A 16497-nucleotide genomic window follows, 5' to 3' on the forward strand; every position below is an offset into this window, starting at 1 on the left:
ACACGGCCCCGGATCAGTCGTACTTGACCGAGGAAAATTTCATGAGCTTGTCCCAGGTGTGGGTGGACTCGATGCGGCGCATGGTGCCGGTCTTGCCCCGCAACACCAGGGAATGCGTGGTGGCGCCCAACCCGGAAAAGCTCACCCCGCCCAAGAACGACCCGCCCGAAATGCCCGTGGCCGCGAAGAAGGTGTCGTCGGAGCGTACCAGGTCCTCCACCGTAAGCACCTGCTTGAGGTCGAGCCCGGCGTTGAGCACGGCGTCACGTTCCTTGTCGGACTGGGGATCGAGTTGGGCCAGCATCTGCCCGCCCACGCCCCGGATGGCGCAGGCCGAAAGCACACCCTCGGGGGTGCCGCCGGTTCCCATCATCACGTCCACCATGTCCTTGGGGTCCAGGGCCATGAGCGATCCGGCCACGTCGCCGTCGGTGTGCAGTTGGATGCGCGCCCCGGCCGCGCGAATCTCGTCGATCAGCCCCTTGTGGCGCGGCTTGTCCAGCACAAAGACCACCATGTCGTCCATATCCTTGCCCAACGCCTTGGCCACCTTGCGCAACGTGTCGCCCACGGGGGCGTCCAGGTCGGCGGCGTCCTTGGCTTCGGACGGCACCACGAGCTTTTTCATGTAATAGCTCGGGCCGGGATTGAACATGGCCCCCTTGGGCGCCATGCCCACCACCGAAATCGCGTTGGGACGGCCATAGGCCAAAAGCCGGGTGCCTTCCACCGGGTCCACGGCCACATCCATTTCGGGCCCCTGGCCGTCGCCCACGGCCTCGCCGTTGAAGAGCATGGGCGCTTCGTCCTTTTCGCCTTCGCCGATGACGATGATCCCGCTCAGATGAATACTGCGAAACGAGATGCGCATGGCGTCCACCGCCGCGCCGTCCCCAGAGTTCTTGTCCCCGCGTCCCAACCAGCGGGCGCTGGCCAGGGCCGCAGCCTCGGTGACGCGCACCAGTTCCATGGCCAGATTTCTGTCCGGAGCTTCCATGCCGTTCTCCATCATGTCGATTTGGTGGCGGAAAGGTAGAGCAATTGCCGCGCGCCGTAAAGACGCCTCCGGCCGGCGGGCGTCCCGGATTCCACCGGAAAAACGGTTGCGCGGCCCGTGCGCCCGGTTCGAAAATCGAGCCATGTCGTCCCCTTTCTTCCAGAGGCACAGCGCATGGAATATTCACAAACGATACACAAAGGAAATATTCTCCGGGAAAGGTGCAGCAAAGTAATTTGTGTGTGTGCTTTATTTTTTCTCGAAAGCGATCTATCATAAAAAATAGAATGGTTAAAAAAATCGCTCCCGGAAGCGCGCGGACCAAGAGACGATAGCCGCCGGTCCATTCCGATCCCAGGCGCCCGGAAAAGATTCCGGTCCAGGACCCGCCAGGTCGGCCCGGGACGAGCGTTCACAAGGCTCCCGCCAATCTTTCCGGCGACGTTTACGCGACAAGCCTTGCCGGCTTTCGAAGCGAACCCGCGATGCGACGGGTACGAACGAAAAACGAAACGCCTTTCGCGCGCCTCGCCCTGAGGGCAACCGCCCATAGTCCCGTCGCGCGACGACGCCTGCATGCACAACCCTGAACACAGGGGGCGTGATGGACCACTTCGACGAAAAGACTCTGCATCGTCTCAAGGTCGTATACGGGCTGGCCCTTGGCTTTGTGGCGCTGACGCTGCTGACGTCGTTTCTGTTTCTGCAACTGGCCATCGGCGGGGGCGAAGACGACTCCAGGGTGATCAACCTCGCCGGCAGACAGCGCATGCTGAGCCAAAGGCTGACCAAATGCGTTCTCGCCATGGCCCTGGACCCTCCGTCCTTGTCCGACAAGAGAGATCCGACCCTGGACGAAATGCGCCGGTCCTTGTCCGACTGGGTCGCGGCGCAACGCGGCCTGCAACACGGAGACAACGCACTCGGACTTCCCAGCCCGACCCTTTCCCCCGTCATCGAGAACCTCTTCGTGCGCATCGCGCCCTATCACGATCGCATGGTGCGGACCGTGGAGGAACTCCTGAAGGCGCACCAAGATGGCGTTCTGTCCCCGAACGACCTGAGCGTCGCCAGCCGGACCATGACCGCCGACTCCGCGATGTTTCTCGAACTCATGGACGCCATCACCTTTCAGTTCGACAAGGAAGCCTCGGAGCGCATGACCCTGCTCGAACGTTTGGAGTTGATCGTGCTCCTGGTGGGCCTTTTGGTGTTGAGCCTGGAATATCTTTTCGTCTTTCGCCCTTCCGCCATCCACATGGAGGCGATGTTTCGCTCCCTGCGCAGTCAGGGCGAGGCCCTGCGGGAATCCAACGAACGCCTGCGGGCCAGTCTTGACGAGAGCACGCGCCTGGCCGAACTGGCCAAGACCGCCGACCAGGCCAAAAGCGAATTCCTGGCCCGCATGAGCCACGAAATCCGCACGCCCCTCAACGCCGTCATCGGCATGAGCCATCTGGCGCTCAAGACCGATCTGTCGCCCAAGCAGCAGGATTATCTCTCCAAAATCCGCAACTCCGCGGACGCGCTTTTGGCCGTGATCAACGACATACTGGACTTTTCCAAGATCGAGGCGGGCAAGCTGTCCATTGAATCGCTTCCCTTCGACCTGGACTCCGTGCTTGGCGACGTGATCAACATCACCACCCTGTCCGCCGAGGAAAAGCAGCTTGAATTTCTCCTGCACGCCGGGGAAGACGTGCCCGCCAACCTGGTCGGCGACCCGTTGCGCTTGAGCCAGGTGTTGCTCAATCTGGTCAACAACGCGGTGAAGTTCACCGAGCACGGCGAAGTCCTGATTTCGGTCACCCTTGAGGAACGCTCGGACAAAAGCGCGCGTCTGTGCTTCGCCGTCACCGACACGGGCATAGGCATGACCGAAGAACAACGGTCCCGACTCTTCAAGCCCTTTTCCCAGGCCGACGGCTCCATCACCAGACGATACGGAGGCACCGGGCTGGGCCTGAGCATCTGTTCCCGGCTGGTCGAGCTCATGGGGGGAGTCCTGGACGTGGAAAGCGCTCCGGGCAAGGGCAGCCGGTTCTTTTTCTCCCTGACCTTCCCCTTGTCCGAAGCCAAACGACGCCCCTGCGCGGACCTGGGTTCGCCGCTGGAAGGGCTCCAGGTGCTCGTGGTGGACGACAACGTGACCTCCCGCCAGATTCTTAACGATTTTTTGACGTCGTTGCGTTTTCAGGTCCTCACGGCCGCCACGGGCGAAGAGGGGTTGCGTCTTCTGGAGCGCTCCGAAAACAACATTCGCATCGTTCTGCTCGACTGGAAAATGCCCGGCATGGACGGCGTGGAATGCGCCAGGCACATTCGGGCCATGCCGCTGCCCAAGCAGCCCGCCATCATCATGGTGACGGCCTACAGCCGCGAAGACATACGGCGCGAAGCGGAATTCGTGGGCGTGGAAGGATTTCTGCTCAAGCCCGTAGGGCGTTCGGTTCTTTTCAACACCATAGCCGAGGCGGTCGGTCTCGACCGGGAAGACGCCGTCTGCCCGGAAGAAGGCGCGAAGGAACAGAACCAGGCGGCTGCGCTCACGGCCAAGCTGCGCGGCGCGCATGTGCTCGTTGCGGAGGACAACGAAATCAACCAGCAGGTGGCCCGCGAGCTTCTCGAAGACGTGGGCGTGGTGGTCACCCTCGCCGGAAACGGAGAGGAAGCCTTGCGCCTTGTGGCCGAAAAGACCTTCGACGCGGTCCTTATGGACATCCAGATGCCCGGCATGGACGGCCTGGAGGCCTGCATGCGCATCCGCAAGAACCACGAGGCCCGGTCCCTGCCCATCATCGCCATGACCGCCCACGCCACGGCCAGCGACCGCAAGCTCAGCCTGCAGGCGGGCATGAACGACCACGTGAACAAGCCCATAGACCCCAACGATCTCTTCGAGGTCCTGGCACGCTGGATCGTCAAGGACCACCCCTGGCGCAAGGAGCCCGACGCGCAGGCACAGCCCTCCGGGCCGGAGGCCCCAAAGTCCGCGCCGACGGACCTGGACGCCGTGACGGGACTGTCCAGGGTGCGCGGCAATGAGCTTCTCTACCGCCGGTTGCTGGGGACTTTCACCACGAAGTATTCGACGGTCGTCCCCAGCGTGCGCGAAAAACTCGACGCCGACGACATCCAGGGGGCCAAGCTCGCGATTCACACCTTCAAGGGCGTGGCCGGAAACATCGGAGCCATGCGCTGCCACCATGCCGCTCTGGAGGTCGAATCGTGCATCGGGCAGTTTCCGAAGCTCTGCCAGAAACAGCTTGATACGCTGGAAACGGTCCGAAAAGACGCCAACAGGGCCATCGAAAGCTATCTGGACGCACGCGCCGAACGCCCGGCCGGGGGCAAGCCGGATCAAGAGGCCGTTTCGGCTCGGGAGGCCGCCGCATCCCTGGAACGGCTGTCGCTTTTGCTCCAACAAAACGACACCCAGGCCCTGGATCTGGTCGAAGAGCTGCGACCGACACTGGAACGGCTCGATCCGGACGCCGCCGCATCCCTCAAAACAGCCCTGCGCAACCTCGATTTCGAAACCGCCCGAGCGAGCGTCGTCCTTTTGCAGGACGTCCTGAACACAAAGGAATCGCCGGATGAAGAACAAGAAGCGCGTTCTGGTCGTTGACGACACTCCAGACAACATCTGGATCTTGCGGGAAATACTTGCTCCCGAATTCACCGTTCTGGCCGCTTCGAACGGTTTCGAAGCCTTGAAGGTGGCCGCGGCCAACCCGAAACCCGACTGCATCCTGCTGGACGTGCTCATGCCCGGCATGGACGGATACGAAGTCTGCCGCAGACTCAAGGCGCAACGCGAGACCCGATCCATTCCCGTGCTGTTCGTGACGACCCTGGACGACGAAGACGACGAAACACGCGGGCTGGAACTGGGAGCCGTGGATTTCATCACCAAGCCGGTCCGTCCCCCGGTGGTTCGGGTCAGGGTGCGCAACCACCTGCAACTCAAGGAGTACCAGGACTCTCTGGAGCGGGAGATCCAGTTCCGCACCCAGGAGATCGTGCGCACGCAGGACGTGGCCATCATGAGCCTGGCCGCCCTGGCGGAAAGCCGAGACAACGAACTGGGCGGACACTTCCTGCGCACCCAGCGGGTGGCCCGTCGGCTGGCCAAGGACTTGTCCGTCATGCCGGACTACATCGACTTCTTTCGCCACGTATCCATTGACGTTCTCTACAAATCCATACCGTTGCACGACGTGGGCAAGGTCGCCATACCGGACCACATCCTGCTCAAGCCCGGGCCCCTGACGGCCGAAGAATTCGAAGTCATGAAGGGGCACACGACCCTGGGCGCCGAAATCCTGCAACGGGCGGACGACCAGCTCGGACACGACTCGTTTCTGCGCGTGGCCCGGGACATCGCCCACACCCATCATGAAAAGTGGGACGGGACAGGCTATCCGCAAAAGCTGCCCGGCCCGGACATTCCCATTTCCGGGCGCATCATGGCCGTGGTCGACGTCTACGACGCGCTCATCAGCAAGCGGGTCTACAAGGCTCCCCTGCCCCACCGCCAGGCCGTGGAGATCATCGCCAAGGGAAGCGGCGGCCATTTCGATCCCCAGATCGTCGACGTTTTTTTGAAACACGAAAACGCGGTTCGCATCATCTCGCTGGCCCACGCCGACTGCGACGAAGAGCGCCGCGCCCTGTCTTCCGGCGCCTGAACGCGCCGGGTCGCGACACGCCAAACCGGCCCGGAGAGTCCCGGACCGCGAAACAACCGCCCCAAGCCGACCGGCGAAGACGAAAAAAGAGGCTCCCCGGCGGAGGTGCTGGACCCCTCGCCGGGGAGCTTCCCTCCCGGGAACGACCAGCTAAAAGGTGATGATCGTATACCCCTTGGCCAGATAGGGAGCCATGCCGGCATGGCCGTGCATGTCGTCGGCCATGGGCAGTCCCTCCCGGGCCACGGCGTCCTGGGTGCCCATCATATAGGCGCAGGCTTTGCAGACTCCGGTGATGAGTCCCAGGGATTTGGTCCGCTCGAAGAGCTTGTGCATGGGATGTTCGGGCTTGGAAAGCTCGGCCAGCACCTTGGTGGACTCGCCTTCCAGCACGATGGCCACCTCGAATCCTTTTTCCCGCAGGTCGATGGCGTTGAGCATGACATGCACGAAACAAACCACTTCGCCGCGAAAGGCGAACAAGGCGTATTGTTCCACGATGAGCCTCCGCATGAGATCGGTGCGCCGCGTTCCGGCGCGGTGTCGGAAAAAAAGGCCGCCGGAATCGCTTCCGACGGCCTTCCGGTTCGCTTGCCGCTTCCGTGGTTCGTCACAACGGCTGACGCCCGCGGAAAGGGGCCGGCCCGGATCTAGTTGATCACGGGCGGGGTGAACACCCTGGCGGCCAGCTCCTGATCGAGCATGTACAGGGCCGACGGGTTGTCCTTGATGAGCTTGAGCTTGTTGATCACGTCGGTGACGCTGGATTCCTCCTCAACCTGCTCGTCGATGAACCACTTGAGGAACGAGCCCGTGGCGTGGTCGCGTTCCTCGATGGCCAAATCCATAAGCGCGTTGATGCGGGCGGTCACTCCCTGCTCGTGCTTGAGGGCGTCCCCGAAGGCGGCCAGGGGGGAATCCCAGTCGCTTTGCGGAGCCTCGAACGGCTGAAGCCGGATGCGTCCGCCACGTTCGAAGGTGTAGGAATAGAAACGCTCGGAGTGGAATTTCTCCTCTTTTTCCTGCACCTTCATCCAATTGGCGAAGCCCATGAGCCCTACGCTCTCGAAGTACGAAGCCATCGAGAGATACAGATAGGCCGACCAGGCTTCCCATTTCACCTGGTCATTGAGGGCCGCTTCCATTTTCGGGCTGAGCATGAACTACTCCGCTTTCCAGAGTCCGTGCAGGTTGCAGTATTCGCGCGCGTAGACCTTTTCGGCCTGGATGCAGAACTCGGCTTCGGGCTTGTCGCCGGGGTTCAGATCCTGGCGATAGATCTTGCCATCGGCGACCAGTTCGATGAACTCGATCCAGTGCTTTTCTTCCATGGGATGGGCGACGCTGCCGACCTTCACCAGGTAGCCATTGGCGGTCTTTTCGATGACCGGAACGTGTTTTTCTTTCGCGCCGTCGGTGGTGTTTTCCTTGAAGAGCTTCATGGGTTGGCCACAGCAGACCAGTTCGCCGGCGGCGGCATGAAGAACTTCCACGATGTTACCGCAAACGTTACATTTGTAGATGGCGAGTTTCTCGGTCATGGTTACTCCTTTTTGCGTGAGGCAAATTTTGCGAGGGGTCGTCCCCGCCAACAAGAAGCATTATTGTTTAAGAAACCCTAGACGCTTCCCCAAAAATTGCAACCGTTTTTCCCGGTTGGTTCCAAAAAACCCGTCAGCGAAAAAATTCCGCAACGTAGCGCACAGCCAAAAACAGAATGCACCCGGACAATAAGCCCTTGATATACTTTGCCGGAACATACTTCTGGCACCGCGCCCCGACATACATGCCGGCAAAGCCGCCCATGCCGAAGAGAACGCCCAGGCTCCAGTCCGGAGCGGCGGACTGCGCGAAACCCACGGCCTGCATGGCCTGGTAGAAGAGCACGCCGCACACGCTGGTGAGGAACGTGCCCATGAGGGCGGCTCCGGCTACAGTGTATACGGGCAAATGGAAAAAGGCCACAAAGAACGGCGCGATGAATGATCCGCCACCGATTCCGTACACGCCGCCTATAATGCCCACCACAAAACTCATGAACAGAACGCCCCCGGTGGAAAATCCGTGGCGCTGCCCCTGAAAGGTGAACTCCACCCGGCGCATGCTGTAGCAGGTGTCGGTCACGGCCATGTCCGCGGCGAGACAACCGGACGACGCGGACGGTTGGGGACTGGACGTGGGTTGAGCGGCGGCTGCCGGCCTGGCCTTGGGAAAGAAGGTGTCACGAATCAGACGCAACCCGATGTAGGCCAGCACCAAGGCCACGAACATCTTGAAATTTCTGGGGTCTGGCAACCACTTGACCCGAATGACCGCCCCGATGAGCACGCCCGGCAGCGTGCCCACCGCCGTGGCGTAGGTCAGCGGCCAGACCATTCGTCGCTCCTTGAGATAGCGATAGACCCCGCTGGGAATCGCCACGATGTTGAAGACCTGATTGGTGGCGCTGACCGAAGGCGAAACGTAGCCCAGCACGCTCATCTGAAAGGGCAGGAGCAGAAACGCCCCTGAAACACCGCCCATGGATGTGCAAAGGGATACGCAAAACGCCACAACCGGGGGGACCCACGGAGAAACTTCAATCCCGGCCACTGGAAAGTACATGGCTTATTCTCCTGCCAAGTTGTGTCAACTCTGTCCAGGCTTTTCCACAACAACGGCTCCGAACCGGTCTCGGACCGACGTGCGTCCGCGAACCTGGATGGCCCGCTTCGTCGGGTATTTTCCCGAACGCACGGTGAGGATCCAGGCGCCTTTTCGACATCACGTTTTTAATAAAAAGCGTGTACCAATGTCCACATGAAATTCCTACCTTTCCACTCTTAATCCTCCAGAAATAGCGGCGCGGGCCGGAAACTCACGCCCTGGAATAAACCTTGCTTACAAATTTGCGGACCACGCCGACGGTAAATTCTACCCGGGTTCCCGCACGGGTAAAGCCTGTCCGTCCGTTGTCCGATAGGATAGGATAAATGACTGGAGGTGGCGACGATGCGGGCAAGTGTCTTTCTTGTCGCGCTCCTGAACCTGACCGCGACGGCCGTCTGGGCTCAGACCATAGGCCCCGTGGACCCCGGCGCGCCGGTGGTGGTGGGCACCCCCAAGTGGGTGACCGTCAACGGTGTGACAGGAGTGCGCGTCAATTCCACCCCCGGCGTGAGCCAGGGCTATCTCGTGCCCGACGACAGGGGCGGCTACATTTATTACGGTCCGGGCGATCCTGTGGCCAAACCCAAGCCGGCCCGTGTCGACGCCGAGGAAATACGCCTCTACGCCAGGGAATTGGCCGCCCAGATCACGGGCGGGCTCTCGGGCGAGAATCCGCTTTTCGGCGTGGTCAGCGTTCCCACGGCCTTTGTGGACCAGGACACCCGGGCCACGTCCTCTTTTGGTCGTCTCATGGGCGAACAAATGATTTACGAACTGACGAGCCGCGGCTTTCCGGTCAAGGAAGTCCGCGGCGCTCCGGCCAAGTCCCGCAAGCGCGGAAGGGCCGCTCCTTCGGAAAATCTGGCCATCCTGGCGGGCAGCTACTATCACGACAAGAACAATCTTTTCGTCAACGCCCGGCTGGTGGAGCCCTCGGGACGCGTGATTCGCGCCGCCAGCGTGCTCATCCCCATGACCGGCCCGCTTCGGGCCATGCTGGGCATTCCGGACTACGGCGGACTTTCGCCCACCCCGCCAACCATCGTCACGGCTCGCGACATCAACGATCCGCCGGGATATGGCGCCGGGGGAGCGTTCGTCCCCTATACGCCCAAGGCCAAGACGACCACGCGAAGCGTCCATCGGAAAAAGCGGTCCGCCAAGTCCAAGACCACGGTCAACTGTCCGCCGGGCTGCGAACCCCTCGACACGGCCAAGGCCCCGGTCAAGGCTCCGGCTCAGGCCTCGGTCAAGACGCCGGCCCCGGCTCCGGCCGCGCCCGCGACCACCGCGACGGAAAAGCCGGCGAAGTAGGATGACGCCATGAAACGCCTTGTCCTGTCCGTTCTCGCGTGCCTGTGCTGCCTTGGGGGCTGTTCCCGGGGACTGGTGGTGATCCCCGACGACGCCCACAGCCTGGAACAGTATTCCCTTGGCCTCAAGTACAAGCAGGAAGGCCGCTACCTGCTCGCCCGAGAGAGCTTTCAACTGGCCAAGGCCACGGCCCGGAACCCGGACATGCGCTCGCAGGCCGACCGGGAACTGGCCGCCGTGGAACGGGCCATCAAGGACCTGCGCTGAGGCGCTCCGGGAGAATGCCTATGATACGCCTGCTCGCCGTCTGCCTGGCCTGTCTGCTCGCCGCCTGCGCTCCCTTCGTCAATGGGGAGATCGGCATGCTCCTGCCCTCTTCGGAAAAGAAAAAGGACATGCGCGAATACTACCCCGAAGTGGCCGGACAGATGGTGGAGGAACTCGACGCCCAACTGGCCACCCGGCTGGGATTTGGCCCCGTGACCACGCGGGGCTTGCAGTGGGTGATCGTGACCACCCCCGCCGACATCAACCAGATGGACAAGTCCACGCCGCTGTCCCGCGCCCTGACCGAAGAGCTGGCCAAGGCGCTCACCGCCAAGGGCTACTACGTTCAGGAGATCAGAAAGACCTCGGAAGTGGTCTTCTCCAAGACGCAGGGGGAGTTCATGCTCACCCGCGACACCAAGGCCCTGGCCACCAAGCGCTTTCAAAGCACGCTCATCGTCACGGGAACGTACGTGCCCTCGCCCTACGGTATCCGCTTCAACGTGGAGGTGATGGACGCCCGCAACAACGACGTGCTGGCCAAGTCCAGCCGGACCCTGCCCATGAGCACGCCCGTGGCCTATCTGCACTACTCCGGCGACGGAAACGCCGTGGCGCCTTCCGTGGTCACGCAGCCGGACTGGCGCACCTCGCGCCAGAAGACGCCGTCGTTCCTGCTGCCCTAGCCGCCGGTGAAAAATCCTGGCTGGCCGCGTTGCCGCGAATAACGCAAACCCGGACGCACGCGCATTGCGTTTCGGGTTTGACGTTCTTTCGCGCCTTGCCAGCGTCCCCGGTTTTCCACGCCCCCGGCCGCTTCCCCCTTCTCAATCCTCAAGCGGTCGTGTACCGTTCCGCCGTCGGCGTCGTGCCTTTTTTTCGCCCTTGAATAGCAAACAAAACGGATCGTTATGGAAATACCTGTCCTTCCTGATCTGGTGATCATCCTCTCGCTTTGCGTCGCGGTCACGTTCGCCTGCCACTGGGCGAAACTGCCCTCCATCGTGGGATTTCTGGTGGCCGGCGTGCTGGCCGGCCCGGGCGGCCTGGGGCTGGTGAAGTCCGTCCATCAGGTCGAGATGATGGCCGAGATCGGCGTGGTGCTCCTGCTGTTCACCATCGGCCTCGAACTCTCCTCCTCGGAGCTCATCCGCCTGCGACGTCCGGTCATTCTGGGCGGGTTGGTGCAGATCGGACTCACCATCGCCCTGTTCGACATCCTGGCCAACGTCTGCGGATTCGGACAGCGCGAGGCCCTGTTCTGGGGCTTTCTGGCCGCGCTTTCCTCCACGGCCATCGTGCTGGGCGAATACCAGAACCGCGGCGAACTGGGCGCTCCCCACGGCCGGGTGACACTTTCCATTCTCATCGCCCAGGACGTGGCCGTGGTGCCCATGATGATCATCCTGCCCCTGCTCAGCGGACAGGCCGTGGGCCATTCCGGCGCGCCCTGGGCCATGCTGGTCAAGGCCGTGCTGGTGGTCGGCGCGCTCGTGGGAATGGCCAAGTACGGGGTGCCGTGGTTCTTTTTGCGCGTGGCCCGCACGCGCAGTCGCGAACTGTTTCTGCTGGCCACCATCGTCTTCTGCATGGGCGTGGCCCTGCTCACCTCGGCGGCCGGCATGTCGCTTTCCCTGGGCGCGTTTCTGGCCGGGCTTCTGCTGTCAGAGTCGCAATACGCCCAGAACGCCATGGAAGGGGTGCTCCCCTTCAAGGACGTGTTCACCAGCCTGTTCTTCGTGTCCGTGGGCATGCTCGTGAACGTAAGCTTTCTTCTGCAGCATCCCCTGGCGGTGCTGGGCGTCGTGGCCGTGGTGGTGCTGCTCAAGGGTGTGGCCGCCACCCTGGCCGGGCTGAGCCTGGGGTATCCCATCCACACGGCGGTGATTTCCGGCCTGGCCCTGGCCCAGGTGGGCGAATTCTCGTTCGTACTGGCCAAGAAGGGCCTGGCCTACGAACTCATCAGCCGCGATTCCTACCAACTCTTTCTCGCCGGCAGCGTGGTCACCATGGCCATCACCCCGCTCATGATGACCGTGGGCAAGCGCCTTTCCGACCGGCTGCGCCCCAAGGCGAAAATCACCAAGGAAGCCCCTCACGACGACAAGCCCGTGGGCGACGGCCACCTCATCATCGTGGGCTACGGTCCGTGCGGCGAGCAGGTGGCCGGGGCGGCCAAGCGACTGGAGATTCCCTACACCATCCTTGAAATGAACATCGACACGGTGCGTCGCGAGCTCAAGAACGGCCAGCCCATCCGGTTCGGCGACGCCTCGTACCCGGCCGTGCTCGAACATGCGGGCATCGCCCGGGCCAAGGTGATCGTGGTGGTCATCTCGGACGCGGCGGCGGTGCTGCGCATCGTGGCCACGGCCAGAAGCCTTTCGCGCGACGTGAAGATCATCGCCAGGGTGCGCTACCAGGACCAGGCCGCCGAGCTGCTGCGCCTGGGCGCGGACGAGGTGGTGCCCGAAGAGTTCGAGGCCTCCATCGAGATCTTCACCCGGGTCATGACCCGCTACCGGGTGCCGCGCCAGACCATCGAAGGTTTCGTGGCCAAGGTGCGCGACGAAAACTACCGCATGTTGCGCTCTTCGTCGCTTTCCATGGACGCGCTGGCCAGCCTTGGCCCCCACATCGAGGACATGGATCTCACCGTGATCCAGGTCGAGGCCGGCTCTCCCCTGGACGGCAAAACCCTGGCCCAGTCCAACCTGCGCAGCGAGCACGGCCTGACCATGGTGGCCGTGCGTCGGGCCAAGGAGGTGACCGTCAACCCGGACGGACACGTGGAACTGCACGGCGGAGACGATGCCTACGTGTTCGGCTCCCAGGAACTTCTCGCCGCCAAGGCCTGGCTCTTCAAGGCGGCCTGAGCCCGCCCTCAACGTCCGAACAAAACGGGGGAGGCCCGCGCATGACGCGCGAGCCTCCCCCGAAGTTTTTTCCGCCGCTTCACGCGACGGCGTTCCGGACGCCGCCGCCGGCCTGGCTCACTTCCGGGACGTGTCGCCCAGCATGGCCCGCAAGTGGCGATAGGTGGCTTCGTCCAGGTCCCGCACCGTGTTCGCGTGCCTGCGGAATTCCTCTTCCAGATTCTTTTTCGTCTGGGGGTCCTTGGCGCGCTCGGAAGCCAAAAGGGCGGTCAGGGCGAAGCTCTCGTGAATCCTGGCCAGGCGCACCGGGCGTTCCTTTTCGGGAAAGGTGTTGGTCTGGGCCTTGTAGGCCTTCAGGGCCTCCTCGTTGTCGATTCTGGCCGCGTCGTAATCGCGCATGGCCAAGTGCACGGCGTTTCTGGTGAGATAGTTCTCGTACGAGGCCGGATTGGCGGCGATCATCTCGTCCACCACGCCCAGGGCGGCCTTGGGCCGGCCCATGTCGAGGTACTCGTTGATTTTGTCCTTTTGCTGTTTTGTCTCCGTTTCGGCATTCTTGGAAGACGCCCAGGAGCACGAGCACAGGACGATCAGGGTGCAAACGACCAACAGGGCGCGCATGAAGCCCTCCTTACAGTTCAAGTTTGACTTGAAGTTCCGGCCAATCGGGATCGACCCGGGCGAAAAAGCCCGCGAACCGCACGGCCACATGGTGCAGGCCGAGTCCCGAGGGACGATCCGGCCCGCCATAGAGCGCGTCGCCGGCAAGGGGATGTCCGGCTCCGGCCAGGTGGGCCCGAATCTGATGCCGCGCCCCTCTGGCGATGGTGGCCAGCACCAGCGTCAACTCGCCCACACGGGCCAGCGGCTGGACCAGCGTATGGCGCAAGGGATCCGGGTTGTCCCTGGCGAGCACCCGTACCGTGGCTTTGCCCGCCGTGTCCAGGGCGGCCGTGAGGGTCAGGGGCCGGTCGATATGGCCCACGGCCAGGGCCAGATAGCGTTTTTCCACCCCGCCGGCGCACTCCAGGGCGCGAAAACGCGCGACGCCCTGGCTGGAAAACGCCCCCAACACCAGGCCCGAGGTGTCCCGGTCCAGACGGTTCACCAGGATCACCGGCCGGTCGGTCAAGGTCGGCAGCAGGGCCTCCAGGCTGGGAAGCGCCGACCCGGCCTGGGCCTGGGTGTTCAGCCCGGCGGGCTTGAAAAAGGCCGCGAAGTCCTCCCGGACGACGACCAGACGGGGAGCCGGTCCGTGGTAGGGATCGGCCCGGTCGGAAACCTCCACCCGCTGGCCGACGCGGGGACGATACCCCGCCGGGCGCGTCCGTCCGTCCACCAGGACGCGTCCGCGCTCCACGAGACGTCTGGCCGCGCGAAGGCTCACCCCGTCCAGGCGAAGAGCGAGCAGGCGGTCCAAACGTTGGTCCGCCCCGTCCGCGTCCAGGGTGAACGTGATTTTTGAATTTGTCATGGCCGGTTTCGGCACGATATACCAACCCCAACCCGTTTGAAAGGAGCCTGGATGTCCGGTTGGCGAAACATGACCTGGAAACTCTGCGGGGCCGTGATCCTGCTGTGCGTCGTGGTGCTGGTGGTGAGTCCGGCCGTCAACCCGGACTCGGTTCGCGACCGCCTGAGCGAGACCATCCGCGACACCACCGGCCTCCGCGTGGCCTTCCAGGGGACCATCAAGCCCCGGTTCTTTCCCCGCCTGGGCGTGGAGATGCGCCATGTCGCGCTCCTGCCCCCGCTGGAGACCGACGGCCCTCCCCTGGCCACCCTGGACCGGCTCGACGTGGGCGTGCGCATTCTCCCCCTGTTGGGGAAACGCATCGAGCTGGGACTCATCGAGATCGAAGGCCTCAACGCCTCCCTGATCCGCTTCGCGGACGGCCGGTTCAACCTGCCGCGCCCCCTGGTCAAGGACGTGCGCGTCGAGGGGAAAACCCTGATCGTCACCACCCGGGACGACACCGTGCGCTCCATCGACACCACCTGCCGGGGAATCCGCCTCAGCCGGTCCAGCCTGCGCTTCGAGGACCGGGTGGCGGGAGTGACGGCCACCGGCAGCGACATCACCCTGGCCACGGGACCACTGGGCGGGGACACCCCTTTCGACGCCCGTCTGCGCTTCGACTACGCCCTGAGCGATCCGAACCTGAGCGGACAAATCGACTTTTCGGGCAAGATCCGGGCCGTGTTCGAGGCCCCGCGTTTCGAAGCGCGGGAGATTGCGGCCAGCCTGAGCGCGCGCGGGCCAGGACTGCCCGTGGAAGATGCCCGGGCCGACCTGGCCGGCGAGCTTTTTTACGACCAGCGCTCCGAGCTGGTCACGGCCAGGGGGATACGCCTGAACATGCGGGCTTCCGGCAAGGCCTTGCCCGCCCAGCCGGTGGAGGCGTCGGCCGGCCTGGACGCGGACATCCACTTGAGGGATCGCCGAGTCGAAGCGCGTTCCCTGGTCCTCGATCTGGCCGGAACGCGCCTTGGCGGCGAAATCGACGCCCGGCTGGGCGAACCCGCTGTGCAACTGCGGGGCAAGCTTTCCGGGGACGAATTCGATCCGCGCGCCCTGTGCCGGGTCCTGGGCCTGTCCCTGCCGAGCGCACTCCCCCCGACGGCCCTGACCAGGGCCCGACTGGATCTGGCCTTCGAGGCCACGCCCGAACGGGCGCGCGTGGAGGGGAAAGCCCTCAGGCTCGACGACACGACCTTTTCCCTGACGGCCGAGGGACGCTTCGCTCCCCGTCCATCCCTGGAAGCCTGGATCAAGGCCGACACCCTGGACCTAAACCACTACCAGCCTCTCTCCGAGCAGGCCGAAACGGCCCCGGAACACGCGGCCCGGGCGGAAAAACCGGCACCGCTCATGCGCGCGGCCCCGCCGGTCGCGCTTTCCCTGGAAGTGGGCACCCTGCGCGCGGGCAAACTTCTTTTGACGGAGGTGGCGGCCCGGGGGCGTGCCCGGGGAAGCGGGGTCACGGTGGAGTCCTTCCGGGCCCGGTTGTACGGCGGTCACGCCTCGGGAACCCTGGAGGCCGATCTGGGCCGGCCGGTCCCGGCCTGGTCCGCGCACGCCGACGTGCGATCCGTCGCGCTCGCCCCCCTGCTCGTGGATCTCCTAGGCAAGTCGGTGCTGTCCGGTCGGCTCGACACGTCGGGGGACTTGACCGCGGAAGGCCTTGAAGGGAAGCGGATGCTGCGAACCCTCAATGGCAAGACCGCCATCATCATCGCCCACGGCGCGATTCAGGGGCTCAGCCTGCCCGTGGCGACCGTCGCCGGCCCCAACGGGCTGCAATCCGTGCCTTTCGAAAAGGCCTGGGCCAACGTGCGCTTCACCAACGGCGTGGCCGCCAGCACGGACTGCAACGTTGTGGCCCCGCCCAACCGGCTTCTGGTCCACGGCTGGGTGAACCTGCCGGCGCGAACCTTGTCCCTGGCCGCCATCGCCACCCTGGGGGGGACTACCGTTCCCATCCTGGCCAGCGGCAGCCTCGACAACCCCGCAGTGTCCGTAAACACCCAGGCCCTGGCCAAGAATCTGCTGGAAGACGTGGCCAAAGCGCCGGGGGCGCTTTTGGACGTTCCGGTCGACCTGGGCAAGGACGCCCTGGACGCGGTGGGCAACATCCTGGGACTGACGAAAAAAAAATGACGTCGACGTCCGGCTGACGCCGCGCATTCCGGTTTCGCGCGC

General features: G+C 63.7%; 14 protein-coding genes. 7 read left to right on the plus strand and 7 right to left on the minus strand.

Features of this window, described 5'->3' with window-relative positions; translation table 11 throughout:
* Positions 1-13: 13 nt before the first annotated feature.
* Entirely contained in the window at positions 14-997 is a 984-nt protein-coding gene (glpX, locus tag ACYQ01_RS16455) for a class II fructose-bisphosphatase (protein ID WP_459934904.1), read from the minus strand.
* Between the two features lie 604 nt (positions 998-1601).
* On the opposite strand from glpX, the gene ACYQ01_RS16460 reads away from it, so the two are divergent.
* Entirely contained in the window at positions 1602-4625 is a 3024-nt protein-coding gene (locus ACYQ01_RS16460) for a response regulator (protein WP_459934905.1), read from the plus strand.
* Positions 4594-5688, plus strand: a complete 1095-nt coding sequence (locus ACYQ01_RS16465; RefSeq protein WP_459934906.1) for an HD-GYP domain-containing protein — start codon at positions 4594-4596, stop codon at positions 5686-5688. The genes ACYQ01_RS16460 and ACYQ01_RS16465 overlap by 32 nt, the downstream gene beginning before the upstream one ends.
* A gap of 150 nt (positions 5689-5838) precedes the next feature.
* On the opposite strand, the gene ACYQ01_RS16470 is transcribed toward ACYQ01_RS16465, so the two are convergent.
* From ACYQ01_RS16470 to ACYQ01_RS16485, 4 genes are all read right to left on the minus strand, one after another.
* On the minus strand, positions 5839-6186 hold the full coding sequence (locus tag ACYQ01_RS16470) for a cytoplasmic protein (RefSeq protein WP_459934907.1): 348 nt from the start codon (positions 6184-6186) through the stop codon (positions 5839-5841).
* 152 nt (positions 6187-6338) lie between these two features.
* The gene (locus tag ACYQ01_RS16475) at positions 6339-6848 is read right to left on the minus strand and encodes a ferritin (RefSeq protein WP_459934908.1); all 510 of its coding nucleotides are present in this window, start codon (positions 6846-6848) and stop codon (positions 6339-6341) included.
* 3 nt (positions 6849-6851) lie between these two features.
* Positions 6852-7229 (minus strand): desulfoferrodoxin, encoded by a 378-nt coding sequence (locus ACYQ01_RS16480; RefSeq protein WP_459934909.1) that lies wholly within the window; start codon positions 7227-7229, stop codon positions 6852-6854.
* 133 nt (positions 7230-7362) lie between these two features.
* Positions 7363-8292: a sulfite exporter TauE/SafE family protein gene (locus tag ACYQ01_RS16485; protein ID WP_459934910.1), complete on the minus strand. Its 930-nt coding sequence runs from the start codon at positions 8290-8292 to the stop codon at positions 7363-7365.
* Between the two features lie 387 nt (positions 8293-8679).
* On the opposite strand from ACYQ01_RS16485, the gene ACYQ01_RS16490 reads away from it, so the two are divergent.
* The 4 genes from ACYQ01_RS16490 to ACYQ01_RS16505 all read left to right on the plus strand — a co-directional run bounded on the left by ACYQ01_RS16490 (position 8680) and on the right by ACYQ01_RS16505 (position 12794).
* Positions 8680-9651, plus strand: a complete 972-nt coding sequence (locus ACYQ01_RS16490) for a FlgO family outer membrane protein (protein ID WP_459934911.1) — start codon at positions 8680-8682, stop codon at positions 9649-9651.
* 9 nt (positions 9652-9660) lie between these two features.
* Complete coding sequence (locus tag ACYQ01_RS16495) at positions 9661-9918, plus strand: hypothetical protein (protein ID WP_459934912.1); 258 nt, start codon at positions 9661-9663, stop codon at positions 9916-9918.
* Positions 9919-9938: 20 nt separating this feature from the next.
* Positions 9939-10604, plus strand: a complete 666-nt coding sequence (locus ACYQ01_RS16500) for a FlgO family outer membrane protein (RefSeq protein WP_459934913.1) — start codon at positions 9939-9941, stop codon at positions 10602-10604.
* A 225-nt stretch (positions 10605-10829) separates the two neighbouring features.
* Positions 10830-12794: a monovalent cation:proton antiporter family protein gene (locus ACYQ01_RS16505; protein ID WP_459934914.1), complete on the plus strand. Its 1965-nt coding sequence runs from the start codon at positions 10830-10832 to the stop codon at positions 12792-12794.
* Between the two features lie 117 nt (positions 12795-12911).
* Here the strand turns inward: ACYQ01_RS16505 and ACYQ01_RS16510 are convergent, their stop codons facing one another.
* Positions 12912-13415: a hypothetical protein gene (locus tag ACYQ01_RS16510; protein WP_459934915.1), complete on the minus strand. Its 504-nt coding sequence runs from the start codon at positions 13413-13415 to the stop codon at positions 12912-12914.
* Positions 13416-13425: 10 nt separating this feature from the next.
* Positions 13426-14268, minus strand: a complete 843-nt coding sequence (locus ACYQ01_RS16515; RefSeq protein ID WP_459934916.1) for a pseudouridine synthase — start codon at positions 14266-14268, stop codon at positions 13426-13428.
* A 51-nt stretch (positions 14269-14319) separates the two neighbouring features.
* Between ACYQ01_RS16515 and ACYQ01_RS16520 the strand changes: the two genes are divergently transcribed.
* Positions 14320-16455 carry an AsmA family protein gene (locus tag ACYQ01_RS16520; RefSeq protein ID WP_459934917.1) on the plus strand — a complete coding sequence of 712 codons (2136 nt, stop codon included), beginning with the start codon at positions 14320-14322 and terminating at the stop codon, positions 16453-16455.
* Positions 16456-16497: the final 42 nt, after the last annotated feature.

The organism is Fundidesulfovibrio butyratiphilus, assembly GCF_054657235.1.